Annotated in this window: 20 protein-coding genes and 1 other annotated feature; of the genes, 12 read left to right on the plus strand and 8 right to left on the minus strand. The window is 60.5% G+C overall.

All coding sequences use genetic code 11. The features are described 5' to 3' along the window. The first annotated feature begins 59 nt into the window (after positions 1 to 59). From hemB to JZX88_RS20745, 3 genes are all read left to right on the plus strand, one after another. A complete protein-coding gene (gene hemB, locus JZX88_RS20735; protein WP_110759271.1) occupies positions 60 to 1,073 on the plus strand; it encodes a porphobilinogen synthase in 1,014 nt (337 codons plus the stop codon). Between the two features lie 97 nt (positions 1,074 to 1,170). Then, a complete protein-coding gene (locus tag JZX88_RS20740; protein ID WP_065115369.1) occupies positions 1,171 to 1,629 on the plus strand; it encodes an RDD family protein in 459 nt (152 codons plus the stop codon). A gap of 178 nt (positions 1,630 to 1,807) precedes the next feature. Next, positions 1,808 to 2,566: an arginyltransferase gene (locus tag JZX88_RS20745; RefSeq protein ID WP_065115368.1), complete on the plus strand. Its 759-nt coding sequence runs from the start codon at positions 1,808 to 1,810 to the stop codon at positions 2,564 to 2,566. Positions 2,567 to 2,657: 91 nt separating this feature from the next. Here the strand turns inward: JZX88_RS20745 and parC are convergent, their stop codons facing one another. Further along, a complete protein-coding gene (gene parC, locus JZX88_RS20750; protein ID WP_206914582.1) occupies positions 2,658 to 4,910 on the minus strand; it encodes a DNA topoisomerase IV subunit A in 2,253 nt (750 codons plus the stop codon). A gap of 229 nt (positions 4,911 to 5,139) precedes the next feature. On the opposite strand from parC, the gene JZX88_RS20755 reads away from it, so the two are divergent. Then, entirely contained in the window at positions 5,140 to 6,330 is a 1,191-nt protein-coding gene (locus tag JZX88_RS20755) for a hypothetical protein (protein WP_206914583.1), read from the plus strand. Positions 6,331 to 6,370: 40 nt separating this feature from the next. On the opposite strand, the gene JZX88_RS20760 is transcribed toward JZX88_RS20755, so the two are convergent. From JZX88_RS20760 to aspS, 4 genes are all read right to left on the minus strand, one after another. Beyond that, positions 6,371 to 7,852 carry a SulP family inorganic anion transporter gene (locus tag JZX88_RS20760; protein WP_206914584.1) on the minus strand — a complete coding sequence of 494 codons (1,482 nt, stop codon included), beginning with the start codon at positions 7,850 to 7,852 and terminating at the stop codon, positions 6,371 to 6,373. A gap of 74 nt (positions 7,853 to 7,926) precedes the next feature. Beyond that, positions 7,927 to 7,982 (minus strand) — a sequence feature (sul1 is cis-regulatory element that is thought to sense ions involved in sulfur or methionine metabolism; They are found in Alphaproteobacteria). 77 nt (positions 7,983 to 8,059) lie between these two features. Further along, positions 8,060 to 10,165: a HAMP domain-containing methyl-accepting chemotaxis protein gene (locus tag JZX88_RS20765; RefSeq protein WP_142855597.1), complete on the minus strand. Its 2,106-nt coding sequence runs from the start codon at positions 10,163 to 10,165 to the stop codon at positions 8,060 to 8,062. Positions 10,166 to 10,477: 312 nt separating this feature from the next. Then, positions 10,478 to 11,923 (minus strand): cell envelope integrity protein CreD, encoded by a 1,446-nt coding sequence (gene creD, locus JZX88_RS20770; protein WP_206914585.1) that lies wholly within the window; start codon positions 11,921 to 11,923, stop codon positions 10,478 to 10,480. 253 nt (positions 11,924 to 12,176) lie between these two features. Further along, entirely contained in the window at positions 12,177 to 13,964 is a 1,788-nt protein-coding gene (aspS, locus tag JZX88_RS20775; protein WP_206914586.1) for an aspartate--tRNA ligase, read from the minus strand. A gap of 180 nt (positions 13,965 to 14,144) precedes the next feature. Between aspS and JZX88_RS20780 the strand changes: the two genes are divergently transcribed. From JZX88_RS20780 to JZX88_RS20815, 8 genes are all read left to right on the plus strand, one after another. Beyond that, the gene (locus JZX88_RS20780; protein WP_065115360.1) at positions 14,145 to 15,416 is read left to right on the plus strand and encodes an MFS transporter; all 1,272 of its coding nucleotides are present in this window, start codon (positions 14,145 to 14,147) and stop codon (positions 15,414 to 15,416) included. 82 nt (positions 15,417 to 15,498) lie between these two features. After that, on the plus strand, positions 15,499 to 16,653 hold the full coding sequence (gene rnd, locus JZX88_RS20785) for a ribonuclease D (protein ID WP_110759278.1): 1,155 nt from the start codon (positions 15,499 to 15,501) through the stop codon (positions 16,651 to 16,653). A 77-nt stretch (positions 16,654 to 16,730) separates the two neighbouring features. Beyond that, positions 16,731 to 17,345 (plus strand): hypothetical protein, encoded by a 615-nt coding sequence (locus JZX88_RS20790; RefSeq protein WP_065115358.1) that lies wholly within the window; start codon positions 16,731 to 16,733, stop codon positions 17,343 to 17,345. Between the two features lie 183 nt (positions 17,346 to 17,528). Continuing rightward, positions 17,529 to 18,557, plus strand: a complete 1,029-nt coding sequence (locus JZX88_RS20795) for an adenylate/guanylate cyclase domain-containing protein (RefSeq protein ID WP_206914587.1) — start codon at positions 17,529 to 17,531, stop codon at positions 18,555 to 18,557. A gap of 150 nt (positions 18,558 to 18,707) precedes the next feature. Then, a complete protein-coding gene (locus JZX88_RS20800) occupies positions 18,708 to 20,066 on the plus strand; it encodes an esterase-like activity of phytase family protein (protein ID WP_065115356.1) in 1,359 nt (452 codons plus the stop codon). Positions 20,067 to 20,224: 158 nt separating this feature from the next. Beyond that, positions 20,225 to 20,572, plus strand: coding sequence for a hypothetical protein (locus tag JZX88_RS20805; protein ID WP_206914588.1), 348 nt, complete (start codon positions 20,225 to 20,227; stop codon positions 20,570 to 20,572). Between the two features lie 104 nt (positions 20,573 to 20,676). Continuing rightward, positions 20,677 to 21,018 carry a hypothetical protein gene (locus tag JZX88_RS20810; RefSeq protein ID WP_110759403.1) on the plus strand — a complete coding sequence of 114 codons (342 nt, stop codon included), beginning with the start codon at positions 20,677 to 20,679 and terminating at the stop codon, positions 21,016 to 21,018. 174 nt (positions 21,019 to 21,192) lie between these two features. Then, on the plus strand, positions 21,193 to 21,825 hold the full coding sequence (locus tag JZX88_RS20815) for a DapH/DapD/GlmU-related protein (protein ID WP_065115353.1): 633 nt from the start codon (positions 21,193 to 21,195) through the stop codon (positions 21,823 to 21,825). Between the two features lie 48 nt (positions 21,826 to 21,873). Here the strand turns inward: JZX88_RS20815 and ppx are convergent, their stop codons facing one another. Genes ppx through hdaA form a run of 3 tightly spaced genes read right to left on the minus strand, consistent with a single transcriptional unit; the run spans position 21,874 to position 26,422 of the window. Then, positions 21,874 to 23,397 (minus strand): exopolyphosphatase, encoded by a 1,524-nt coding sequence (ppx, locus tag JZX88_RS20820; protein ID WP_206914589.1) that lies wholly within the window; start codon positions 23,395 to 23,397, stop codon positions 21,874 to 21,876. Continuing rightward, positions 23,394 to 25,697: an RNA degradosome polyphosphate kinase gene (locus JZX88_RS20825; protein WP_371741213.1), complete on the minus strand. Its 2,304-nt coding sequence runs from the start codon at positions 25,695 to 25,697 to the stop codon at positions 23,394 to 23,396. Before JZX88_RS20825 ends, ppx begins: the two co-directional genes overlap by 4 nt. Beyond that, on the minus strand, positions 25,694 to 26,422 hold the full coding sequence (gene hdaA, locus JZX88_RS20830; protein ID WP_110759287.1) for a DnaA regulatory inactivator HdaA: 729 nt from the start codon (positions 26,420 to 26,422) through the stop codon (positions 25,694 to 25,696). Before hdaA ends, JZX88_RS20825 begins: the two co-directional genes overlap by 4 nt.

Here is a 26,422-nt window from a genome sequence, read left to right on the forward strand (position 1 = left end):
CGCACGGGCGACTCTTCATGTTATGCAGCGTTCCAAATTTGATCGAAGGACATTCTTACATGCAGGACAAAACGCATCTGGTCGACGAGATCACCGGCCATCGCCGCATGCGGCGCAATCGCAAGGCGGATTGGACGCGCCGTCTGGTGCAGGAAAGCCGCCTCACCGTCGACGATCTCATCTGGCCGGTCTTCATCGTGCCGGGCAGCAATATTCTCGATCCCATTCCAGCGATGCCCGGCGTCAACCGGATGAGCGTCGACAAACTGGTGGAAGCCGCAAAAGAAGCCGCCGATCTCGGCATTCCGGCGATCGCCACCTTCCCGAATATCGAGATGGAGCTGCGCGACGAGACCGGTTCGAACGCGCTCGAGGCCAACAACCTCATCAATCAGGCGACTATCGCGGTCAAGAAAGCCGTTCCTGATATCGGCATGATCACGGATGTCGCGCTCGACCCTTTCACCAGCCACGGGCATGACGGCATTCTGCGCGGCGACGAGATCGTCAATGACGAGACCGTCGAACAGGTCGTCAGGGCGGCGATCCTGCAGGCCGAAGCCGGCTCCGACATTATCTCTCCATCGGAGATGATGGATGGCCGCATCGGCGCCATTCGTCGCGGTCTCGATGCCGCCGGGCACCAGAATGTCGGCATCATGGCCTATGCGACGAAATTCGCCTCCGGCTATTACGGTCCCTATCGCGAGGCCATCTCCACGGCCGGCCTGCTGAAGGGCGACAAGAACAGCTATTACATCAGCCCTGCCAACGGCATGGAGGCGATCCGCGATGCCGCACTCGACGTGGAGGAAGGTGCGGATATGCTGATGGTCAAGCCCGGCCTGCCCTATCTCGACATCTGCTGGCGACTGAAGGAGAATTTCGGCCTGCCGACCTTCGCCTATCAGGTGTCCGGCGAATATACCCAGATCAAGGCTGCCGCCATGAATGGCTGGATCGACGGCGAGCGGGTGATGATGGAAACGCTTCTCTGTTTCAAGCGTGCGGGTTGCGATGGCATTCTGAGCTACTTCGCCATCGAGGCGGCACGCAAACTCGCAAAGGGCTGAGGCCAGCGCTTATTGTATTCGGTCGTTTTCTTCCCATATTGTCTGCTGACACGGCAGGTTTGCCGAGCTGTCAGACCCTCTCAGGAGAAAACGACCAATGAGCCTCGACCAGAACCCCACCTATATCGCACCGGATGACTGGCGCGCCTATAGCGGCGTCCTGAGCCGGCGCGTCTTCGCGTTCCTGATCGATTACGCGATCGTTCTCCTGTTGTGCATTCCGGCCGCAGTGATCGTCTTCTTTCTTGGTGTGATCACGCTCGGCCTCGGCTTTTTCCTCTATCCGGCACTGTTCGTCATCGTCGCGGTGCTTTATTTCGGCATGACGCTCGGCGGCCCCTCGCAGGCGACCCCCGGCATGCGGGCGATGGGGATAGCCATGGCGCGCATGGACGGACGGCGAATCGATTTCCTGCTTTCGACCGTTCACATCGTGCTTTTCTGGGTCATCAACTCGGTTTTGACGCCGCTGATTCTACTCGCAGGCCTGTTTACCGAGCGCTCGCGCCTCGTTCACGACTTCCTGCTCGGCACCGTCATCGTCAGAACGCGCTGATATCGAAGAAAGCCACGCAAACGTGGCTTTCATATCAGGCAAATACCGCATCTCGCAGTTGACGTTTTCCGGCATTTTGCCATTCTGTGACATTATGCATGTCGCTTGAAGCGTCGCCGCCAACCCCGTGAAATCGCGGCGCGCTTTCATAACAGACGCAGGAGGCGATCACGGTTCGATGAACACGCAGGCGACGCCCTCTCCTCAATTTTATCTTACGGCGCCGGCCACATGCCCCTATCTGCCGAACCAGATGGAGCGGAAGGTTTTTACCCATCTGGTCGGCCCGCGCGCTTCGGAAATGAACGATCTTCTGACCCAGGGCGGTTTCAGGCGCTCGCAGAACATCGCCTATCGACCGGCCTGCGAAAACTGCCGTGCCTGTGTCTCCGTGCGCATCCTGACCGAGCAGTTCCAGCCGACAAAATCAATGCGGCGTGTTCTCGCAGCCAACAGGGATGTCGTCGCCACGGTACACGCCGCCGAGCCCTCCACCGAACAATTTGCCCTGTTTCGCCGTTATCTCGACCACCGCCACCAGTCGGGCGGCATGTCCGACATGTCGGCGCTGGACTATGCGATCATGGTGGAAGACACGCATGTGAACACCCGCATCATCGAATATCGTGTGCGCGAACCCGGCTCCGGCATCGATTCCAGCAAGCGCGGCGAACTTCTGGCCGTGGCGCTCAGCGACGTGATGAGCGACGGCCTGTCGATGGTCTATTCCTTCTTCAATCCCGACCTTGAGAAGCGCTCACTCGGCACCTTCATGATCCTCGATCACATCACCCGCACCCGCGCACTTGGCCTGCCGCATGTCTATCTAGGCTACTGGGTCGATGGCTCGGAAAAGATGGGCTACAAGACCCGCTACCATCCGCAGGAGCATCTGACGCCGCGCGGGTGGGAGGTTTATACGCCGGAAGAAAAATGAGCTGTCGTCAAAGCCTCAGCGAATGCTGAGTTCTTGTAAGTAAGACCAGGAAAGACGTCCCGGCTTTGCCGCCGGGAACATCATTCACATATTATCCGCCAAACTTCCCGCTGCGCGGAAAGCCCTTCGGCACGGTGCGGCCCGCCGTTGCGCGGTCGGCCAGCCATTCGCGCAGTTCTTCGCCCACCTTGTTGAAGAGGCGCCCGGCCGTGTCGGACCAAGACAAGCCTTCGGCAAGCGCGAAACATTTCACGTCGACAACGCCGCCATCCTTGTAACGCTGCAGGCGCACGCCCTTGCCGCGCGACATTTCCGGCACCTGCGCCAGCGGGAAGGCCAGGAGCTTGCGGTTTTCGCCGACGACCGCGACATGGTCGCCCGTGACCGGCACGGCGAGCTTGGCTTCATCGGGCATCGAGACATTCATGATCTGCTTGCCCTTGCGGGTATTCGCGACCATTTCGCTCTCGGGTACGATGAAACCGTTGCCGGCCGTGGAGACGAGCAGCAGCTTGCGCGACGGATCGTGTACGAAGGCGGTCAGGATATCCTGATCGTTTTCCATGTCCACCATGATGCGGATCGGCTCGCCATGGCCGCGCCCGCCCGGCAGCTTGTCGGCGCCGAGCGTATAGGCCTTGCCGCCTGTCGTCAGCATCAGCAGCTTGTCGGTGGTCTGCGCGGGGAAAGCCAGTTTCGGGCCGTCGCCTTCCTTGAAGGTGAGCGAGGACGTGTCGGACATGTGTCCCTTCAGCGCCCGGATCCAGCCCTTCTGCGAGATGACGATGGTGACCGGTTCCTTTTCGATCATCGCCTGCTGGATGGCCTCGATATCGGCATCCGGCGCATCCGCGAACTGCGTGCGGCGGCGGCCGATCTCGGTTGCCTTGGCATATTTCTTTTTGACCTCGCCGATTTCCCAGGCGACGGTCTGCCACTGCTTCTCATCGGACGCGAGCAGCGCCTCGATCTCGGCCTTTTCGCTGCTGAGTTCATCGAACTCCTTGCGGATTTCGAATTCCTCGAGCTTGCGCAGGTTGCGCAGCCGCATGTTGAGGATGGCTTCGGCCTGCGTGTCGGTGAGCGACCACTTGGCCATCATCACCTGTTTCGGCTCATCCTCCTCGCGGATGATGCGGATCACTTCATCGAGATTGAGATAGGCGACGAGCAGGCCACCCAGAATCTCCAGCCTGCGGTCGATGGCGGCCAGACGATGACGGGAGCGGCGGACCAGCACATCCTTGCGGTGCGCCAGCCACTCGCTCAGCACCTCGTTCAGCGCCATCACCTTCGGCACCTTGCCGAGCGACAACACGTTCATGTTGAGCGGCAGGCGGCTTTCGAGGTCGGACAGACGGAACAGCGATTCCATCAGCAGCGTCGCATCGACGGTACGGCTCTTCGGCACCAGCACAATGCGCACATCTTCGGCCGATTCGTCGCGAATATCCTCAAGAAGCGGCAGCTTGCGGGCAATCAGCAGCTCGGCGATCTTCTCGATCAGACGCGATTTCTGCACCTGGAAGGGGATTTCGGTGATGACGATCTGGTAACCGCCGCGGCCGAGATCTTCCGTCTCCCATTTGGCGCGCACGCGGAAACCGCCGCGGCCGGTCTTATAGGCATCGAGAATATTCTCGCGGCTTTCGACGATCACGCCGCCGGTCGGCAGATCGGGGCCGGGAATGAACTCCACCAGCTTTTCCACCGTCGCATCGGGGTGCTTGATGAGATAAAGCGCCGCGTCGCAAAGTTCATGCGCGTTGTGCGGCGGGATCGATGTCGCCATGCCCACCGCGATGCCGGAGGCGCCGTTGGCGAGCAGATTGGGGAAAGCGCCCGGCAGGACGACGGGTTCCTCGTCTTCCTCGTTATAGGTGGCGCGGAAATCCACCGCATCTTCGCCGATGCCCTCGAGCAGCAGCGCCGCAACCTCGGTCATGCGCGCTTCGGTGTAACGATAGGCGGCGGCGCCGTCGCCATCGATATTGCCGAAATTGCCCTGCCCGTCGACGATCGGATAACGCTGCGAGAAATCCTGCGCGAGGCGCACCAGCGCGTCATAAACGGACTGGTCGCCATGCGGGTGGAATTTACCGATCACGTCACCGACGATACGGGCGCATTTCTTGAAGGCCGAGTTGGGGCGAATGCCCATTTCACTCATGGCGTGAATGATGCGGCGGTGAACCGGCTTCAGGCCGTCGCGCACATCCGGCAGCGCACGATGCATGATCGTGGACAAGGCGTAAGCGAGGTAGCGCTCTTCAAGCGCCGCCTTCAAATCGACCGGATGAATGTTATCGTCTCCGCCGGACGGAGGTACAAGATTTTTTCCCATGGTGCTTGACTAGCGGAAATGCCGATTCCCGGCAAGAAATTCAGGGGTCTGCCCTGTGGATGAAAGCACCCCTTTCATGCGCTTTTTTGTTAACCGCGTTGCAAATGCCGCAATGCCGCCGTCATGGGAATCGATCTAAATCCTATAGACCTTTGAATAATCGCGAATATAAGTATCAGCATTCGAATTCGAACACGGTACACAGCCGTACGTTGAGGGAAGAAACATCATGAGACTGAAATCCACCCGGCAGGTTCTTTTTGCGAGTGCCGCGCTTCTCACGCTTTCGGCGCCCGCCTTCGCGCTGGACGGCGGGGATGTGCTGAAGAAGATCAACGCCGCCTATGCCGCGCAGGGCGGTGAGATCGCCGCCGGCTCCGTTGCCGTCAACGGTACGACGGTGACACTGAACGGCGTGACCTTCAACGCGGCCGCAGATCCGGCCAAGAAAATTCCGGTCGGCAATATCACGCTTGAAGGCGTCGAGGAAAACAACGGCGGTTACACGATCAAGAACGCCCGTTTCGACAATATCGACTACAAGCAGGAAAACGTGGAAATCAAGGCAAGCGACATCTACATGTCGGGCCTCGTCATTCCCGCCGATGCGACCACGGGCACCGTCGATGCTCTGATGTTCTATGACGAAGCCCATAGCGGTCCGGTTTCGGTTTCCATCGACGGCAAGCAGGCTTTCTCGCTTGAGGAAAGCACCGCGACGATGTCCGTCAGCGACGACAAGGCCTCGATCGGTTTCGAACTGGATGCATCCGGCTTCAAGGCCGATCTTAGCGAAGTCACCGACCCGGCCACGAAGGACGCGATCGAGAAGCTCGAACTCAAGGCCCTTTCCGGCGACATGACCATGAGCGGCAGCTGGGAAGTTGCCTCCGGCACCGTCGACGTCGAGGAATATGCCATCAATCTCGACAATGTCGGCCGCCTCAACATGTCGTTCGGCTTCTCCGGCTACACGCTCGACTTCATCAAGTCGATGCAGGAGACGGTAAAGGCGCAGGCCGCCAACCCGAACAAGGAACAGGCGGACCAGGCAGCAAGCCTCGCCATGCTCGGCCTGATGCAGCAGCTCTCCTTCGTCAACGCTGAAATCAGCTTCGAAGACGCCAGCATCACCAAGCGCGCCATCGATTATGCGGCTAGCCAGCAGGGCATGACGGGCGATCAGCTTGCCCAGACCATCAAGGGCATGGCCCCGATCATGATGGCCTCGCTCAACGTTCCGGACCTGCAGAACATGGTCTCGGCGGCCGTCAACGCCTATATCGACAATCCGAAGAACTTCTCGATCACCGCGGAGCCGGAAAAGCCGGTCCCGTTCCCGATGATCATGGGCGCTGCGATGGGCGCGCCGAACACCCTGCCGAAAATGCTCGGCGTGACGGTGACGGCAAACGAATAAACAAAAAAGCCCCGGTTTTTCCGGGGCTTTTCTTTTGCGCTTAATGCAGCGGCGCTGCCGCCGCATCCTGCTTGTCGTGCAGGGCGAAACGGTCGATCATATGGGCGCTCGCCTCGTTGACGCCGATCACCTCGACCCGCCTGCCAACTCTACGGAACTTCAGGACCACCTTGTCCAGCGCCCCGACCGCGGAAATATCCCACAGATGCGCCTCCGTCACATCAATCGTTACCGCCTCCACCTCTTCGGCGAAATCGAAGGCGGCGATGAAGCTTTCCGTCGAGGCGAAGAAAATCTGGCCGTCGACGCGGTAGATCCGCTCGCGACCATCGGCTGAAAGCTCCGGTCTGACGTGGAAAAGCTTGGAAACCTTGCCTGCGAAAAACACGCCGGAAAGAAGCACGCCCGCCAGCACACCCTTTGCAAGGTCATGGGTGGCAAGCACCGTGCCGACGGTTACCAGCATGACGATGCTTGACGATGGCGGGTTGCGGCGGAGATCGATGATGGAGCGCCATGAGAAGGTGCCGATGGACACCATGATCATGACAGCCACCAGCGCCGCCATCGGTATGATGCGCACGAGATCGTCCAGCACCAGAATGAGGAACAGCAGGAAAGCGCCTGCCACAAAAGTGGACAAGCGGCCACGACCGCCGGAGCTGACATTGATGACGGACTGGCCGATCATGGCGCAGCCGCCCATGCCGCCGATGAGGGCAGACGCGATATTGCTCGTCCCCTGCCCGATGCATTCCTGGCTCTTGTTACTGCCCGTATCCGTCATGTCATCGACGATCTGGGCTGTTAGCAGCGATTCCAGCAGGCCGACGGCGGCGAGCGCCACGGAATAGGGAAAGATGATCTGCAACGTCTCGAAAGTCAGAGGCACCTGCGGCAGGGCGAATATCGGCAATGTCGAGGGCAACTCGCCGAGATCGCCGACCGTGCGGATATCCATGCCGGAGAAAACCGCCACGCAGGTCAGGGCGACGATAGCGACCAGCGGCGAGGGAATGACCTTCGTGACCAGCGGGAAGAGATAGATGATCGCAAGACCGGCCGCGATCATGACATAGGTTTCGACGGGCACGCCGATCAGTTCGGGCAATTGCGCCATGAAGATCAGGATCGCCAGCGCATTAACGAAACCGGTCATGACCGAGCGTGACACGAAACGCATCACCCGGCCGAGTTTCGCAAAGCCCGCAGCGATTTGCAGCACGCCCATGAGGATGGTGGCAGCAAAGAGATATTGCAGCCCGTGTTCCTTGACGAGCGTGACCATCAGGACGGCGGTGGCGGCGGTGGCCGCCGAAATCATGCCCGGTCGGCCGCCGGTGAAGGCGGAGACGCAGGCAATGGCGAAGGAGGCGAACAATCCCACCTTCGGATCGACGCCGGCTATGACGGAAAAGCCTATGGCTTCGGGAATGAGGGCAAGTGCCACGACGATGCCGGAAAGAAGATCGCCGCGAATATTGGAAAACCACTCACGTCTGTAAGTCTGAAATCTGTTCATCTGATTTTTTCGCAAAGAATGACGCACCGGCCGGAGCCATGTCCGGTAGATTGAAAAGGAATGTCGGTGCTTTGCGTTGTCTGGCGGATCGGCGGCCAGAAGAGCCACCCGGAATTTCACCGGGTCCGTGGTGAGTGGCCCACCTATAAACGGCAAAAAAGCGGGCGGCAAGTTGCGCGCCCGCTTTTCGATGGCGTCGATGGCGTCTCAGGCCGCTTCGCGTCCGTGATAATCCAGCATCTCCACCTCGCTCAGCCGGAACTGGCAGACCAGTTCCTTGAGGCGTGTGGTCTCGCCCGCCAGCATGGCGCTGGCGGCATTGTTTTCTTCCACCATGGCGGCGTTCTGCTGCGTGCCCTGATCCAGATGATTGACGGTGGTGTTGATCTCGGAAAGCCCGACCGACTGTTCCTTCGTGGCGGCGGCGATGGCTTCGATATGGTCGTTGATCGTCTTCACCGAACCGCCGATGCGCGACAGGGCCGCGCCGGTTTCCCGCACGAAACGCGCCCCGTCCTTCACCTCGGCGCCGGAGGTCTGGATGAGCACCTTGATCTCGGCCGCCGCCCTTGCGGAGCGCTGCGCCAGTTCGCGCACCTCCTGCGCCACGACGGCGAAACCGCGACCCGCCTCGCCAGCACGCGCGGCCTCGACGCCGGCATTGAGCGCGAGAAGATTGGTCTGGAAGGCAATTTCATCAATGACGCTGATGATGCTGCCGATCCGGCCGGATGACTGCTCGATCTTTTCCATGGCCGCGATCGTATCGACGACGAGATCGGCCGTGCGGCTGGCATCCTCATCCGCGGAATGGGCAACCGTGCGGGCTTCCACCGCGCGTTCCGCCGAGATGCGGATATTGGCCGTCAGCTCATCGAGGGCCGCGGCGGTTTCCTCCAGCGAGGCGGCCTGCTGCTCGGTGCGCCGGGCAAGATCGGCGGCGCTCTGGCTGATTTCCTGGCTGCCGCCATCAATGGCCACGCTGGACTGCACGACGCCGGACATGGCCGCATCCAGCTGGCGGATGGTGCGATTGAGATCGTGCCGCAACGCCTCGAAATCCGGGGCGAAAGGCTCGTTCAGTTCAAAGGAGAGATCGCCGGCGGCAAGACGATGCAGCGCTGCCGCAAGGCCGGTCGTTGCCTGCATCAGCCGCGCCTGCGCCTCGGCTTCCGCCTCGCGCTGGAAACGCGCCTTTTCCGCTTCGGCCTGCTGTCGGGCCGCAAGCGCCTGGTTTTCCAGCTCGATCTTGGCGATGGCGGCCTGCCGGAAAATTTCCAGCGCATGGGCCATGGCACCAAATTCGTCCTTGCGGCGCAGACCGGGAACGGCAAAATCGGTCTCGCCTTCGGCAAGGCGGCGCATCGCGCCGGTTATTGCCGTCGCGGGTCGTGTTATCGAGCGGCCAATGAGATAGACACCGGCAAAAAGGACCAGAACGGTCAGGGCAATGAGGGCGACAACGATCGAAACCGTGCTTTCCGCCGCATTTTTATTCTCGAGCGCGCTGGCCTCCCGCTCCTGCCGATAGGTCGAGGAAATATCCGCGACGACGGGCAGCAGCGCCGTATAGGCGGTGACGACCGTTTCGCGTGCCTTCTGCTCCTCCAGCACCGCCTGCGCGTAGAAGCGGAAGGATGCGGTGTAGATTTCCAGGGCGTCCATGATGCGCTGGCGCTCCACTCCCGGCCGGTATTCAAGCTTCACCAGCGCCTTGAAGGTTTCCACCTCGGCGGCGTGTTTCGTCGCATAGGTTTCGTCGCGCCGCAGGATGAAGTCCTTTTCGTGCCGGCGCATCATCAGCATGCTGGCGCGGATTTCGGCATTGGCGACGGCGTCGATGAGTTTCTCGATGGAGTGCACACCATTGCGCATGGCGCCTTCAAGACCGTCCGCGGGCGTGAGACCCAGCTCCCGGTTCCTGGCAACCAGCGTCTTCATGCGGTCACTATAGGCAACGACGCCCTGCGACAGCGCCTCGAGTTTCGCACGCGTCTGCGCCGCCGCGCCGCTATCGAGGGAAGCGATGGACTGCTCGACCTTGCCCATCGTCTGGTCGAACTGCGCGACGGAATTCATATCCCTCGACAGCAGGAAGTCCTTCTGGTGCAGGCGGCTTTCATGCAGGGCATCCACCAGCGTCGTCAACACGCCGTCCCTCTGGATCAGCGTATCTTCAGCGACGCGATAACGCGCCTCCATCTGCCTTTGCCACAGCAGCATGCCCGCGATGACGGCGATACCGCATAGCGCGGCCAGCGCCAGCATAGACACGCGATGCGCTATTTTGAACGTCGAGACCAGCGAAAACATTCAACCCTCGTTTGTGAAATTTCATGGGGGCGATGAATGATCGACAAGGCTTAAGAAGTCCTCTACCGGATTTGTCAGTTCGATTAAGTTTTTATGACAATCCACAGGTCAAATCGGAAGAAGCCGACGTTTCCTGCAAGCAACAGGCCTGTACGGCCAAGATGCCTGCAGTAGAAAAGAGCGGATAAGAGACGGGAAAGCAATGCTTTCCCGTCTTGCGCGCTGTCCCGTCCTTCACGCCGGATGCCAAGCCGGATAAGGAAAGGCGGGCGTTGCGGTCATCAGGACGGATGCTCTCGGAGCGGACGGAAACTATGCCATATTGTCCGTGGCGTTGCCTGCGCGTGAGGATCCGGCGCCCGACCAGTCGACCTGCCGGGTGGCATACATGGTTGCCGCAATGGCAATGAAGGAAATCACCGCGCCGGCCAGCAGCGCGTATTCATCCTCATTCAGAACCAGATACATGACGCCATAGGCGATCGCCAAAACCATAAACAGCGCCATACCGCTTTTACGACTATTGGTTGCACTGCCGAGATAAGATGCGATCAGCGCCGCCGTCGACGCCGATGCAGCGGCATAGGCGATCGTGAAGCCCGTATGTTCGGAGAGCGCGAGCAGCAGAACATAGAATATGACCAGAGCCAGCCCCGTCAGCACGTATTGTATCCAGTGCACGACTTTGCCGCCCTTGAGTTCGACGATGAAGACGGCGAGGAAAACCAGCGAGATGAAGCCGATCGAATATTTCAGCGTCCGGGCGATGATCTGGTAGAACTTCACGGGTTCGACGAGATTGATCGTCATCAGGCTGCCCGACAGTGGCAGGCGCGTGCCCTCCACCACCCGGTCTATGCCCCTGGCAAGATAGGGGATGGTCCAGCTGGCCTTGAAATCCGTGGCGGTGACGGTCTTCTGTTCGGGCAGGAACAGGCCTTCAAAGCCCGGATGCGGCCAATCGGCGTTCGCCGCAAAGCTCGTCGTCTGGCCAGCCGGCGCAACGGCGAAACTGCCTGAGCCATTCAGGGAAAAGGCGATATCGAAGGCGAATCCGGTTTCGATGAGGTTTCTCTCAATCGGCCTGTGCACACCGGCATCGGACCTGATGGCGATTTCCGGACCGGCGCGGTTGGTCATCACCGAAATATCCCGCATGCCGGGATCGAAAGGCAGAACCGGGCCGCCATCGATCTTGACGCCGGCGCTGGAGCGAATGCCGGTAATATCCTGTATGCTGAGGACGAGAATGGCGTTCTCCAGTCGCGGCGTGCCGGAAAAGCGTGCGAGATCCTGCAGGATACCGGAACCGAAGCGGCCTTTCAGCACGAGGTTGCCGTTGTAGACCGGCAGGCTGTAGATCGACAGCTGCTTTTCCTCCGTCTTCAGGTCGGCCGTGACATCAAGCGTTTCCGGCATGACCAGCACCCATTCCGTCGTGCGATCGACGATGCTGCGGCCATCCACCTCGCGGCGGCGCTCCACGTCGAAAGGCACGGCAAGATAGGGGCCGTTCACCACCTGATCCCCACCCCAGCCATTGGCGATCCGCCCCGAGACATCTTCCGCCCGCGAGGCACGCTCTTCCGTCAATCCCCACACAAGCAGGAGCGGCACGAGCAGAACCATCGATATGAAGCCGATCATCAGGAACTTGGCGCCCGGCGAACGCAGGCTGACGGCGAAATTGCTGCGCGGCGGGGCTGGAGATGCATATCCACCCGCCGGCGCGATATCTTTTTCCGTTTCATGTACCATTCTGAAATCCTTATAAATATGATCGCGCCGAAACCGAAAGCGAGGTTCGGCCGGCGCTGTCCCAAGTTTAAAACCCCGAATAGTCTTGCGTCCCCCAGGTGAACGCGGAGCCTATACTGGAAGCGGATTTCGGCTGATTGTGCGCGGAATTCGGTTTAACGCGCGGTAAAATTGTGACTTTGCCGCGTTCGTTGCAAAAACAAAAAGGGCCGGCGTCGCCGCCAGCCCTTTGTTTGAACCTGAATAATCCAGATCAGTCTTTCTTGGACGGAACCACCCGCAGCGCCAGTTCGCGAAGCTGCGTCGGCGTTGCCGACGACGGCGCGTTCATCAGGAGATCCTGCGCTTGCTGGTTCATCGGGAACAGCGTGATTTCGCGCAGGTTCTTGGCGCCGACCAGCAGCATGACCACACGGTCGATGCCGAATGCGCAACCGCCATGCGGAGGCGCGCCGTACTGGAAGGCGCGATAGAGACCGCCGAAGCGCTCTTCCACGTCCGTCTGGCTGAGACCCACTTTTTCAAAGGCCTTGACCATCAGCTCGGGCGACTGGTTACGGATCGAGCCGGAGGCGATTTCGAAGCCGTTGCAAACCGCATCATACTGGAACGCCTTGATGGAGAGCGGGTCCTGCCCTTCCAGCGCCTCCAGACCGCCCTGCGGCATGGAGAAGGGGTTGTGGGCGAAGTCGATCTTCTTTTCCTCTTCGTTATATTCGAAGAAGGGGAAATCGACGATCCAGCACATTTCGAAACGGTCGCGGTCGATCAGGTTCAGCTCGTCGGCGGCGCGGGTGCGCGCCTCGCCGGCAAACTTGTAGAACTTGGCGGGATCGCCGGCGACAAAGAAGCAGGCATCACCCGCCTCGAGGCCGAGCTGCTGGCGCAGCGCCTCGGTGCGCTCCTCGCCGATGTTCTTGGCAAGCGGACCGGAACCGCCGACCTTGCCGTCCTCTTCCTTCCAGAAGATGTAGCCGAGGCCGGGCTGGCCCTGAGACTGTGCCCATGCGTTCATGCGGTCGCAGAAAGCGCGCGAACCACCGGTTTTCGCCGGGATCGCCCAGACCTGAACCTTGGGGTTGGAGGCGATCATGTTGGCAAAGACCTTGAAGCCCGAACCGTCGAAATGTTCAGTCACGGCTTCCATGACGATCGGGTTGCGCAGGTCGGGCTTGTCGGAACCATACTTGCGGATCGCCTCGTCATAGGGAATGCGCGGCCACTCTTTGGTAACCGGCTTGCCTTCGGCGAACTTTTCGAACACGGCCGTCATCATCGGCTCCATCGTGGTCCAGACATCTTCCTGGGTCACGAAGCTCATTTCGACGTCGAGCTGGTAGAATTCGCCCGGCAGGCGGTCGGCGCGCGGGTCTTCATCGCGGAAGCACGGCGCGATCTGGAAATAACGGTCGAAACCGGCCACCATCAGAAGCTGCTTGTACTGCTGCGGCGCCTGCGGCAGGGCGAAGAACTTGCCTTCGTGGATGCGCGACGGCACGAGGAAGTCGCGCGCGCCTTCCGGCGAAGAGGCCGTCAGGATCGGCGTGGTATATTCGGCAAAGCCGGCATCGGCCATGCCGGTGCGCATGGCGGAGATGATCTGCGTGCGCTTGACGATGTTCCTGTGCAGCGTTTCGCGGCGAAGGTCGAGGAAGCGATATTTCAGGCGAACGTCTTCAGGATAGTCAGGCTCGCCGAAGACCGGCAGCGGCAATTCCTTGGCAACGCCGAGAACTTCGATCTCCTGCGCATAAAGCTCGATCTCGCCGGTCGCCATGCCCTTGTTGACGGTGTCTTCCGAGCGTGCCTTGACGAGGCCGTCGATGCGGATGACCCATTCGCCGCGCACGGTTTCGGCAACCTTGAAGGCCGGGCTATCGGGATCGGCCACCACCTGGGTGATGCCGTAATGGTCGCGAAGGTCGATGAAGAGAACGCCGCCATGATCTCGCACGCGATGAACCCAACCGGAAAGGCGAACGGTCGCGCCGACGTCGGACTTGCGGAGAGCGGCACAGGTGTGGCTGCGGTAACGATGCATTTTTATATCCTGGAACGTGCTGCGGGCCAGATGGGCCGCACTGTCGAAATTGGCCGGAAAAGCGCATGGCCAGCCCGATTTGTCAAGGCAAAGCGCAACAATGTCGCCTCCTGGCTGTCCTTTCCCCCGCCTTCGCTTTAGATAGTGCTTATTCAGCCCGCCAAACCGAGTCGGCCCGCAATGAGCCAGATCAGACCTCTTATCCCGCTTCTCGTTACCGCCGGCATTCTGATCGGCGGCAATGGCCTGCAGGGAACTTACATCGCTCTGCGTGGCATTTCCGAGGGATTTTCGGCCAGCACCATCGGCCTCATCAGCGCTGCCTACAGCGTCGGATTCGCGCTCGGCTGCATTTCGGTGACGCAGCTCATGCGCCGGATCGGCCATATCCGTACCTTCGCCACCATGGCGGCGGTAGCCTCCGCGGCCTCCATCGCCATGCCGCTTGTCATTCACCCCGTGTTCTGGATGCTGATGCGTTTTGTCATCGGCATTGCGGTCGCCTGTCTTTTCGCCGTGATCGAAAGCTGGATCAATGCGCAAGTGACGAATTCCAACCGGGCGCGCACCCTGTCCATCTATCGCTTCGTCGACCTCGGCTCCGTCACGCTTGCGCAATATATCATTCCCATCGCCGGCATTGGCGGGCCCGTCGTGTTTTCGCTGATCGCCATGGCGCTCTCGCTGTCGCTTGTGCCGATCTCGCTTGCCGACAAATCCAATCCCGCGCCGCCGAAGCAGATTCCCTTCAATCTTTTCGCCGTCTGGCGCATCTCGCCGCTTGCCGTCGTCGGCTGCGTGGCCGTCGGCCTCAGCATGGCGGCCTTCCGCAATATCGGACCGATCTACGCCGAACAGATCGGCCTTTCGGTGACGGCCATCGCCACCTTCATGAGCGCCGGCATCATCGGCGGCGTGGTGCTGCAATACCCGCTCGGCGTCTATTCCGATCGCTATGACCGGCGCATCATCATTCTCGCCACCACGGCCGGCTCGGTCATCGTCGGTCTGTTTCTCGCCTTTTTCGCCGGCACGGATGAATGGAGCAACATCATCGGCGTCTTCGTCTTCGGCGCCTTCGCCCTGCCGCTCTATTCGCTGAGTTCAGCGCACGGCAACGACCATGCCAGGGAAGGCGAACATGCGATGATGTCGGCCGGGCTTCTGTTCTTCTGGTCCGTGGGCGCAACGGTGGGACCGCTTCTCGCCTCGCTCCTGATCGACCAGTTCGGCCCCAAAGCACTGTTCAGCTATACGGCCGCGATACAGGTCGTTTTCATTGCCTACACCATCTATCGCCTGCAGGTGCGCGAGGGTGTGCCCGTGGAGGAGAGGAACTGGCGGTTCCGCTCGCTTTTGCGCACATCCGCCTATTTTCAGAAGCTCGCCGCGCCCGCGGCACCCAAAAAGGACGGGCCGGAACCCAATCCGCCCGAGAAAAACGATCCATAAGCCTTCAAAAGCGGGCTTTGTATTGACATGCGCCCGTCAAAGGGAAAGTAAGACGAATAATTTTCACGAGTGGCCATTTGCAATGATTGAAACGACTGCCGCCCTCGCCGAGGCCTGCACGGAACTGGCGAAATCGGAATTCATCACCATCGACACCGAGTTTCTGCGCGAAACGACCTTCTGGCCGGAGCTTTGTCTCGTGCAGATGGCAAGCCCGACGCTTGAAGTGCTGGTCGATCCGCTCGCCAAGGGTCTCGATCTCACCCCGCTGTTCGAGCTGATGGCCAATCCTGCCGTCGTGAAGGTTTTCCACGCCGCGCGGCAGGATATCGAAATCATTTATCATCTCGGCGGGCTCATTCCACACCCGATCTTCGACACGCAGGTCGCTGCCATGGTCTGCGGTTTCGGCGATTCGATCTCCTACGACCAGCTGGTGCAGAAGATCAAGAACGTGCAGATCGACAAATCCTCGCGTTTCACCGACTGGAGCCGCCGCCCGCTGACCGAAAAACAGCTGGACTACGCGCTGGCCGACGTGACCCATCTGCGCGATGTCTATCTCTCGCTGAAAGCCCAGCTCGAGCGCGAAGGCCGCTCGCTGTGGCTGACCGAAGAGATGGATATTCTGGAATCGCGCGATACCTATGACATGCACCCGGACGATGCGTGGCTGCGGCTGAAGTCGCGTCTGCGCAAGCCGACGGAACTCGCCATTCTCAAATTCGTCGCCGCCTGGCGCGAGCGGGAGGCGCGGTCGCGCAACGTGCCGCGCTCACGTGTCCTGAAGGACGATGCGATCTTCGAAATCGCCCAGCAGCAGCCGAAGGACGCCGAGGCGCTGTCGCGGCTTCGCACCATTCCGAAGGGTTGGGAGCGCTCCGCCTCCGGCACCGCCATCGTCGAAACGGTGAATGCGGCGCTGGCATTGCCGAAAGAGGAAATGCCCAAGGCGCCACGCCACAGCCATGCGCCGGAAGGCTCCGGCGCTGCCGTGGAACTGCTCAAGGTTCTCCTGAAACTGACGGCGGACAAACACGGCGTCGCCGCCAAGGTCATCGCCAACAGTGACGATCTGGACAAGATCGCCGCCGAAGGTGAAAACGCCACCGTGGCGGCTTTGACCGGCTGGCGGCGCGAACTTTTCGGTGATGTGGCGCTGAAACTCATCAATGGCGAAGTGGCGCTGCGTTTTGCCGGCAAGAAGGTCGAGGCGGTTGAGGTGAGCGGGTCGTAATCCCCCGCCCTTCACCCCAATTTTGCCCGCATCGCGGTCCATCTGTCTCAAGACAGTTGCGCTTTGAGGGTCTTCGCATGAAACCTGCCCGCACCCTGCTGCTGGCCGCCCTTCTGGCGGCCGCAGGCTTTCTTCCCACTCCGGCCCCTTTCCTGGCGCGCGCCGATGACGGCAAGGTGGACCTGCAGGGCGAATGGACGACCGATTGCCTGACAATCGGCAGGAACGACCGGCACGGCATCGTCACCCGCATCACGATACACGGCGGCCGCATGCACGCCATTTCACAGATCTATGCCCGCAATGGCTGCCAGCAGCCAACGGTGCAGGTGCGTTACGAAGGCACGCTGGATGGCGGGCTGAAAGACCATGGCAGCCTGCTCTTTGCCCATACCGTTAGCGCCATCACCATGACGCCGAATGATGGCGACGTTGTCGCGCACTATAATGGTGACCCGAAAGGCACCGGCTGCGGCTTGAGCGGCTGGAAGGAGAATATTCCATTCGACGTCGACGGGCGGACCTGCGCCGCCATCACCTTCGCCCGCAAGGGGGAAACGCTGTTCGACCGGGCCTGGATTGATGGCAACCGGCTGCGTTTCGCCGCCTTTCCACTCAAATGGTCGAACCGCTCACCGGACGACCGGCCGCAATCCCCGCTTGAAACGGTCTATTACAGAACATCATATTAGACGTAGCAGCGTCTCTGCGCCGGTTTTGCGGCAACAGGGCAACAACCTTTCCAATCCTTCATGTGACCTTACCGAAAGGTCACTTTTTGCAGCGCTTTTTCCGCATTAATGTCGCATATGACCACAATAGAAGCTTCGCCGACGGGAGCGGCGGACCTTCCCTTCCCGAGATCAAGAACCGACATGAGAAAATTGCTGCCCATTCTGGATTACGTGGTGCTCTTCGTTGCCGTGGCCGGCAGCGGCGTGGCCTACGCCTTTCTGGAATATGGCGGCGGCGCGCTGATCGGCGCGACCTATGCGCTGTTTGCCTGCGCGCCCATCCTCGCTTTTGAGCGCGGTTACATCATGCCCGGCCTGTCGCGGCGGGTCAGCGCCCTGCCGACGCCGGTCTATATCGCCGTCGGCCTCATCATCTATGCCGTTCTCGTCTTCTGCGGCTTCGGGCTTGGCGGCACCATCCTGTGGCTGAGCGGGATATTTCCCGGTACCTGGAAACGGGCGGTGCATGCCGAGGTGCAGACGCTCGTCTTCACCCTCATCGTCTGCGGCATCATCGTCTTCATCATGCGCGTGCGTGAGCTTCTCGGGCGCGACATCTTCATCGATCTCATTCTCGGGCGCTATCGCCGGCCTGTCAGCGAGGACCGCGTCTTCATCTTCATCGATCTCGTCGGCTCCACCTCATTCGCCGAGACGCATGGCGACCTGAAGGCCCAGGAATTTCTCGGCGAAATCTTTGCGAGCTATGCCGCGCCGGTGAGAAAACACGGCGGTGTCATCGACGATTATATCGGCGATGCCGCCATCATCACCTGGCCCTATCACATGGCGATCCGGCGGGCCGCCTGCGTGCGCTGCGTTTTCGACATTCAGGCGACCATCGAGGAAAAGCGTGACATGTGGCTCTCGCGTTTCGGCGAAATGCCGCGCCTGCGCTTCGCCATCCATGGCGGGCCGGTCATAACAGCGGAAATAGGCGTCGATCACCACAAGATCACCTATTTCGGCGATACGGTGAACACGACCTCGCGGCTCGAATCACTGAGCAAGATGCTCGGCCACCCGGTGCTGATTTCCGCCGACCTTGCCCATCAGCTGGTGTTTCCCAAGGGCGTGCGCAGCGAATATCTGGGTGAACATGCGGTCAAGGGCCGGGGCCAGACGCTGGGCGTGTGTACGCTCAGCCAGTATCAGGCCTCCGCCGCCTGAGGCGATACGCCGGAAAAGGCCATGCTATTCCGCTGTCGCCGGCGGCCGTCATCAAAATTCATCAAAGCTTCAAACGACAATCACCTGCCTGTCATGCGACGACCCTATCGCCTCAATCCTGTCTTCAACAGGTATCGAGGGGTCTCCATCATGAAGCACATTCTTTTCGCCTCCTGCGCGGTTCTCGCGCTTGCCACCACGTCTTACGCGGCTGAGAAGGAGTTTCCGGCGAAGCTGGTCTCCCACGCCATCCTGCCGGCCAACACCATTATCGCGGCGCCCGCCGATGCGCCGGAACACCTCAAGACCTCCGCCAAGTTCACGACGGCCGACCGCAAGCGCGCGGAAGGTACCGGCACCGTTCCCGGCAAGGATGGCGTGCGCCTGACCGGACTTTCCATGCCGTTCAACGGCCAGGCGATGCAGGGCTTTTCCGGCATCAAGGCGATGCCCGACGGCAGCTTCTGGAGCCTTTCCGACAACGGCTTCGGTTCCAAGCTCAATTCCAGCGACGCCATGCTGATGCTTCACCACCTGAAATTCGACTGGGACGCCGGCAAGGTCAACGCGCTTGAAACCGTGTTCCTCTCCGATCCGGACATGAAGGCACCCTTCCCCATCGTTCTGGAAGGCACCGAGAAGCGTTACCTGACGGGCGCGGATTTCGACGTCGAATCCATTCAGCCCGTCGCCGACGGTTTCTGGGTGGGCGAGGAATTCGGCCCCTACATCCTGAAATTCACCCGCGACGGCAAGCTGACGGACGTCATCGCCACCAAGGCTGGCGACATCGAGGTGAAGTCTCCGGATCACCCCACCCTGGCCCTGCCCGGCAACCCGACGCAGAAAATGCCGGCCTTCAACCTGAAGCGATCGGGCGGTTATGAGGGCATGGCGCTTTCCAAGGACGGCTCGAAGCTCTACGGCCTTCTCGAAGGCCCGCTTTACATGGCCGATGGCCAGGTGGAAAAGACCGAAGACGGCGCGACCGCGCTGCGCATCATCGAACTCGACACCGCCAGGAAGGAATGGACCGGCCGCACCTGGCTCTATCCCCTGGCGCAGGGCGGCGAAGCCATCGGCGACTTCAACATGCTGGACGACAGCACGGCGCTGGTCATCGAACGTGACAATGGCGCCGGCACCGCCGACAAGGCGTGCGCCGATCCGAAGAAGCCGGAAGCAAACTGCTTTGCCGTGCCTTCCAAGGTCAAGCGCATCTACAAGATCGAGTTCAACGACGCCAATGTCGGCAAAGCCGCACGCAAGATCGGCTATATCGATCTTCTGAAAATCTCCGACCCTGATAACAAGAAGCGTCAGGGCGGCGGCGACGGCTACTATGACATGCCTTTCGTCACCATCGAGAATGTCGACCGCGTCGATGCCACCCATATCATCGTCGGCAACGACAACAACCTGCCCTTCTCGGCTGGCCGTGCGCTGGACAAGGCTGACGACAACGAGTTCGTCCTGCTGGAAGTCAAGGACCTGCTCGACGCCAAGTAAGCATAGTGGCGCCGGAATTCGTTCCGGCGTCCTCCTGCGCCCTGCGCAGGTTCGACAGGACGGAGCGTTCTCGCAGCCTCTGGAGAAGGCGCGGCGCTCCGTTTCTCTTCAGATCATACCTGACCCGGACCCCGGCTCCGTAACAGGAAAGACCCCCTATGCAGGATCATGCCGAACGACTTTATTACGCGCTGAGGAAAAGCTGGTCTGACGAAACCAGCAGCCTGTGGTCGCGCGAAAACCCCGCCCGGGGACAGGGTGGCGTCACCGCACTGGTGGTTCAGGATATTTTCGGTGGCGAGATTGCCAAGACCGCAATCAGCGGCGCCGACCACTTCTATAATATCGTTGAGGGGATCCGCTGGGATTTCACCTTCGCCCAGTTCGATACTCCGGTCGGTTACCAGGACAGACCCTCCACCCGCGTGGAAGCGATGGCGAAGATCACGCCCCTGCAATATGCCTATCTCAGCGCCTGCATCAGAAAGGCGCTGGGGCACGGTTAATCCACTTAAAAATGTATTGATCCCGGCTTTTCCCGCAATGCGGACACAATCCATGACATATGATCGGTCAGCGAAACGAGGCGCACCAAGAGGAGAATTGCCCCGTGAATGAAAGCTGCCCCATCCTGACACCGGCCGAACGGCAAGCGCAGGACATATTTGAACAGACACAAGAAGCAATGATGGCTGCAATTTACGCGGCGCTTGAGCAGGCCAGCAGGAAGGCCGCGGAAGAACTCCAGGCCATTGGTTCAGAGATCGAGCCGCCAGCCTATGAATATCTTGTCGCCACGGCGCATCAGCAGCTCTTCCTGCTATTATGCGGAGCCGACCGGGAAACATTCGAGGGCGGAGACCCTGAAATCGCCGCCCACATCATCCGGAATGCTCAGAACATATCCGACCATTATTGGCGCAAAAACCAGACGGATGCCTCGAGCGACTGACGGCCTTCCTTCTGCCAACGTTTCTGCCTGAAGGCAGGGTTTTGCACGGCACGACGTGACGCCCACGATTCATCTTCAAATGGAGCAACCGGCGGGACCGGGCTCCTGTGCTGTCCCAGCCGTCACAGGCCCTTCATCATCCCCGGTTACGCAGGCGCAAATCCGGAGGCAGAAATGGATTCGACCGCGCAACTCAATCGCCCGAAAATCGCAGAAACCGTTGTCCACGCGACGGCCAGCATCAGAGATTCAAACATCGGCAGATGCTGCGAAATTCTGGCGGATAGCTCGCTGCACAATGTCGAGCTTGGCGATTACTCCTATCTTGGCCCCCGTTGCATGGCAGGTGACGCCACCATCGGAAAGTTCTGCGCCATCGCGGCGGAGGTCAGGATCGGTGCGCCGAACCATCCGATGGACCGGCCATCCATGCATCGTTTCAGCTATTGTCCTGAATATTATTCCGCGACTGCCGTGCGTGACGATGCCTTTTTCGCCCAGCGAAAGCAGGACCGCACCGTCATCGGGAACGATGTCTGGATCGGACACGGGGTTATTGTCTTGCCCGGCGTAAAAATTGGCGACGGTGCCGTACTCGCAGCGGGCGCCGTCGTCAGCAGGGACGTGCAGCCCTACACCATCGTCGGCGGTGTTCCCGCGAAAATCATTCGTGAGCGCTTTTCAAGATCGATCGCGGAGAAGCTTGCTTCCATCGCCTGGTGGGACTGGCCATTCGAGACGATCATGGCGCGTCTTGCCGATTTTCAGTCAAACGATATCGAAGCCTTTTGCGAGCGCTGGTCCTAGCCTGCGCCCACGACCCTTTTCATCGCACAATAACACCGTGCCGTTGCGTTATTCGAACACGAATGCCAGCCGCTTGCCCGTCAGCTTCGCCAGCTGCTGCAAACGCCCATCCAGACGCTCACCGGCAAAATCGCAATATTCGTGCGGCACCACAAATTCCAGATCGAGATCCGGATTATCGGACTTGCGGAATTTCAGGTGATCAACGACGCCCGGCATCGAGGCCGAGAAGAGGTAAACGACACGCAGCAGGCCGCCGAGCAACTTGCCGAGTTCGAGCAGGCGCTCCCCCGCCATGGCCGCAAGCGGCTCCGTGGTGCCGTTGTCGTTCAGTCCCTCAAAACGGTAATAATTGGCAAGCGCGATATAGGCCCGGCCCGGATGGGTGATTGCGACGAAGGAGGAATGGGCGATGATGTTCAGCGCCTGCAGGCCGCGATAGTCCGGATGGGCGCGCCAGCTGATATCGGCCAGCAGGCAGGCCGCCTGCCGGTAACGGCTCTCTTCTTCCGTCTCGTTGATACCGAAGACCGGAAAGGTGCGGCCGCTCCAGTCCGCCAGTTCACGCGCATGTTCGGGCGAACGGGCACGCAGAATGGCAAGCTCATCGGCGGTGACCAGCAGCGGGTCCAGATCCCGTTCCGCTTCCGTCAGCAGCGAATAGAGATAACCTTCGCGCACACCCTGCGCGGAGAAGGCAATCTTCGCCGGTTTCATCACCTTCAGAACCTCGCGCATGGCGATGGCGCCGAAAGGCAGAAGCGAGCGGCGGCTCTTGGAAACCGCCTGCCACGCCGGGTCCTTGCTGTCCCTGGAGAGAATGACCTCTTCCAGAAAATTCAGCATTTCCTCCAGCGGCAATTCATATCCCTGCATCATATGCAACGGATAACCGGTGATTTCCATGTGCAGCTTGGCGATGTTTCGCCAGGTGCCGCCCACCGCATAAAAGGTGCGTCCCTCGCCCGCCGTCAACAGCTTTGCGAAGGATTTGACGTGTTTCCTGGCAATGGTGGCTGCTTTTTCCAGCGAGCCATCGGATTGTTCGGAAAGCCTCAGGCCACCGAGCGGCAGGGTAATGCCCTCGCCGCAGTTCTTGCCCTTGATGTCGATGAGTTCGAGCGAACCACCGCCCAGATCGCCCGCGATGCCGTCCGGATCGTGGAAACCGCTGATCACCCCATAGGCGGAATAAAGCGCTTCCTTCTCGCCGGACAATACCTCGATTTCACAACCGAGAATGGCTTCGGCCTCGCGGATGAAATCCGGGCCGTTTTCCGCTTCACGCGCCGCGGCGGTCGCCAGCACGTAGAGCTCCTGCGCCTGCGCCTGTTCGGAAAGCGCATGAAAGCGTCTCAGCGCCATCAGCGCCCGGCTGACACCTTCTTCATGCATCCTGCCCGTAAGCGCCAGCCCTTTGCCGAGACCGCAGAGGACCTTTTCGTTGAACAGCACGGCGGGCGCGCGGGAGAGACCTTCATATACGACGAGACGAACGGAGTTCGAACCAATATCTATGACGGAAACGGGGGCAAGGCCGGTCAGCCGCCCCTGTGCTTCTGATCGAGTCATTCAGCCTGTTTCTTGCGGGAAGAAATCAACCCGGCAATCAATTTGGGCGCACTGGATTTCAGGGCTTCACCACGTCCGGAAAGGCTGGGATTGGTCATGAAATAGTGCTGCGCGTTGAACGGTTCTTCGCCTTTACGCACCTCGATGCGCCTCGACGTTCCGTCCGCAAGTATCTCGTAGCTCTGCTGGTTGTCAATGAGATTGCCCAGCATAATCTGTGAAAGAACCTGCTCATGCACGGTGGGATTGGTAAGCGGTACCAGCGTTTCGACACGCCGATCAAGGTTGCGCGGCATCATGTCGGCCGAGCCGATATAGACCAGCGCCTTGTCCGACGGCAGGCCGAAACCGTTGCCGAAGCAGAAGATACGGCTGTGCTCGAGGAAGCGGCCGACGATCGATTTGACGCGGATATTGTCCGACAGGCCGGGCACCTGCGGGCGCAGGCAGCAGATGCCGCGCACGACGAGATCGATCTCCACACCCGCCGCGCTGGCGCGGTAGAGCGTGTCGATGATCTCGGGATCGACCAGCGAATTCATCTTCATCCAGATCGCCGCCGGCGCGCCGCGCTTGGCATGCTCGATCTCTTCATTGATGTGCTTCACGATGCGGGCGCGCAGCGTATAGGGCGAAACGGCCAGCTTCATGCCCTCTTCCGGCTCGCCGTAACCCGTGATGAAGTTGAAGATATTCGCCATGTCATGGGCGATCTTCGGGTTGCAGGTGAAGAAGGACAGGTCGGTGTAAATCTTGGCCGTGATCGGGTGATAATTGCCGGTGCCGAGGTGGCAATAGGTTCTGAGCTTGCCGTCTTCACGGCGCACCACCATCGACATCTTGGCATGGGTCTTGAGTTCGATGAAGCCGAAGACGACCTGCACGCCGGCGCGCTCCAGGTCGCGCGCCCAGCGGATATTCGCCTCTTCGTCGAAGCGTGCCTTCAGTTCGACCAGCGCGGTGACGGACTTGCCGGCTTCGGCCGCATCGATCAGCGCGCGAACGATCGGGCTGTCATTGGAGGTGCGGTAGAGCGTCTGCTTGATGGCGAGCACATCGGGGTCGCGCGCCGCCTGCAGCAGGAACTGCACGACAACGTCGAAGCTCTCATAGGGGTGGTGAACCACCATGTCCTTTTCGCGGATGGCGGCGAGGCAATCGCCGGCATGTTCGCGCACACGCTCGGGGAAACGGGCGTTATAGGGTTCGAACTTCAGGTCGTCGCGCGGCGCACGCACGATTTCCGAGATGGTGTTGAGCGCCAGAAGACCGGGCAGAACGGCGACACGATTGTCGGGCACGCCAAGCTCATGCACGACGAACTGGCGCAGCGACTGCGGCATTTCGCTGTCGGTCTCGATGCGGATGACGGAACCGCGGCGGCGGCGCTTCAGCGCGCTTTCGAAGAAACGGACCAGATCTTCCGCCTCTTCCTCCACCTCGATATCGCTGTCGCGGATGATGCGGAACGTGCCGGAACCGCGCACGGTGTAACCGGGATAGAGCCGGTGAATGAACAGGCCGACCACGTCTTCGAGCGTAATGTAGCGGATGGCGTTCTTGTCATCCGGCAGGCGCACGAAACGGTCGAGCGCCGGCGGCAGGCGCAGGAGTGCCGTCATCGGCTCGCGGCCGTTGACGCTGTCGAGCTGCAGGCCCATGGAAAAGCCGAGATTGGGAATGAAGGGGAACGGGTGCGCCGGGTCGATGGAGAGCGGCGTCAGCACCGGGAACATACGTTCCTCGAACTCCGTTTCCAGCCAGGTGCGGTCCGCATCCGACAGCGCGGCGGGGCGCACGATGAAGATTTCTTCCTTGGCGAGATATTGCTGCAGAACGGCAAGCGAGGCCTGCTGCTCCATCTGCAGGTTGTCGATTTCCTTCAGAATGTCTTCCAGCTGCTCGGCCGGCGTCTTGCCGTCGGGCGTCTTGACGGTGATCTTCTGGCGCACCTGGCCTTCGAGGCCGGCGACGCGGACCATGAAGAATTCATCGAGGTTGGCGGCAGAAATGGACAGGAAGCGCAGCCGCTCCAGCAGCGGATGATCCGTGTTCAGCGTTTCCTCGAGAACGCGGCGATTGAACTGGAGCCAGGAGAATTCGCGGTTGACGAAACGTGCAGGGCTGTCCCACAGGCTCTCGCCCTCGGTCACCGGCTGAACCTTGTTGAAGTCTTCCTGCGCGATAGCGTCCATGCCCTGTTCCATCCCCTGACCAATTTCCAATCCGTGATCCTGTTGCATCGCGTGATCGTCCTTCTTGCCCGTATAACAGTTTGACGACGGAACTGTGACAGTCAATCGACGTCCAGCCCGGGGCCTGCCGCTGCGCTGTCCATCGCATTGAGGACCTCCGCCGCCAGCGGGCGTGTTATTCTCGTTCCGCGCGCCAGCGCCAGCCTGTCGATCCGCTCCACGATCGTCTGCGCCGTATCGAGCGAACGCTCCATTCTGTTGACGATGTAACCTATGAGTTTGTCATCCATGTAAAGCTGCCGGTCGGCGAAGAGTTTTACCAGCACCTGCGCCAGCAGCCCCTCGTCCGGCTCACCGGTCTCCACCACCGTCACGGCCTTCAGGCGCGAACGCAGGTCCGGCAGCGTTACCGGCCATGCGGCCGGCCATTGCCGGCTTGTCATCAAAAGCGTCGTGCCGTGCTGGCGCACGCTGTTGATGACATGGAACAGTTCGGTATCGTCAAAACCGCGGCGGTCGGCATCCTCGAAAAGAACGGCTCCGCTCTCGGCCACGCGTGCGGCGTCCGCGCCGGCCTGCGGGTGGATATCGCGGGCGCCGGCGATGTTCTTCCAGATATTGGCAAGGTGCGACTTTCCCGAGCCCGGCGGCCCGGCCAGCACGACGACCGGCGCGCGCCAGTTCGGCCATTCATCGACGAGGCTGACGGCGGCCTCAAGCGATGCGGACACGAGAAGATCGTCCCTGCCGGAGGCGGGCTGGTGCGAGAATGCGAGCGGCAGCTGCTCGGCCTTCGACCGGGCGTTGTCGGTTTTGATTTGGTCAGTCAT

Origin of the sequence: Agrobacterium sp. OT33 (assembly GCF_017313365.1) — a bacterium.
In the GTDB taxonomy this organism is placed as follows: domain Bacteria; phylum Pseudomonadota; class Alphaproteobacteria; order Rhizobiales; family Rhizobiaceae; genus Agrobacterium; species Agrobacterium rhizogenes_A.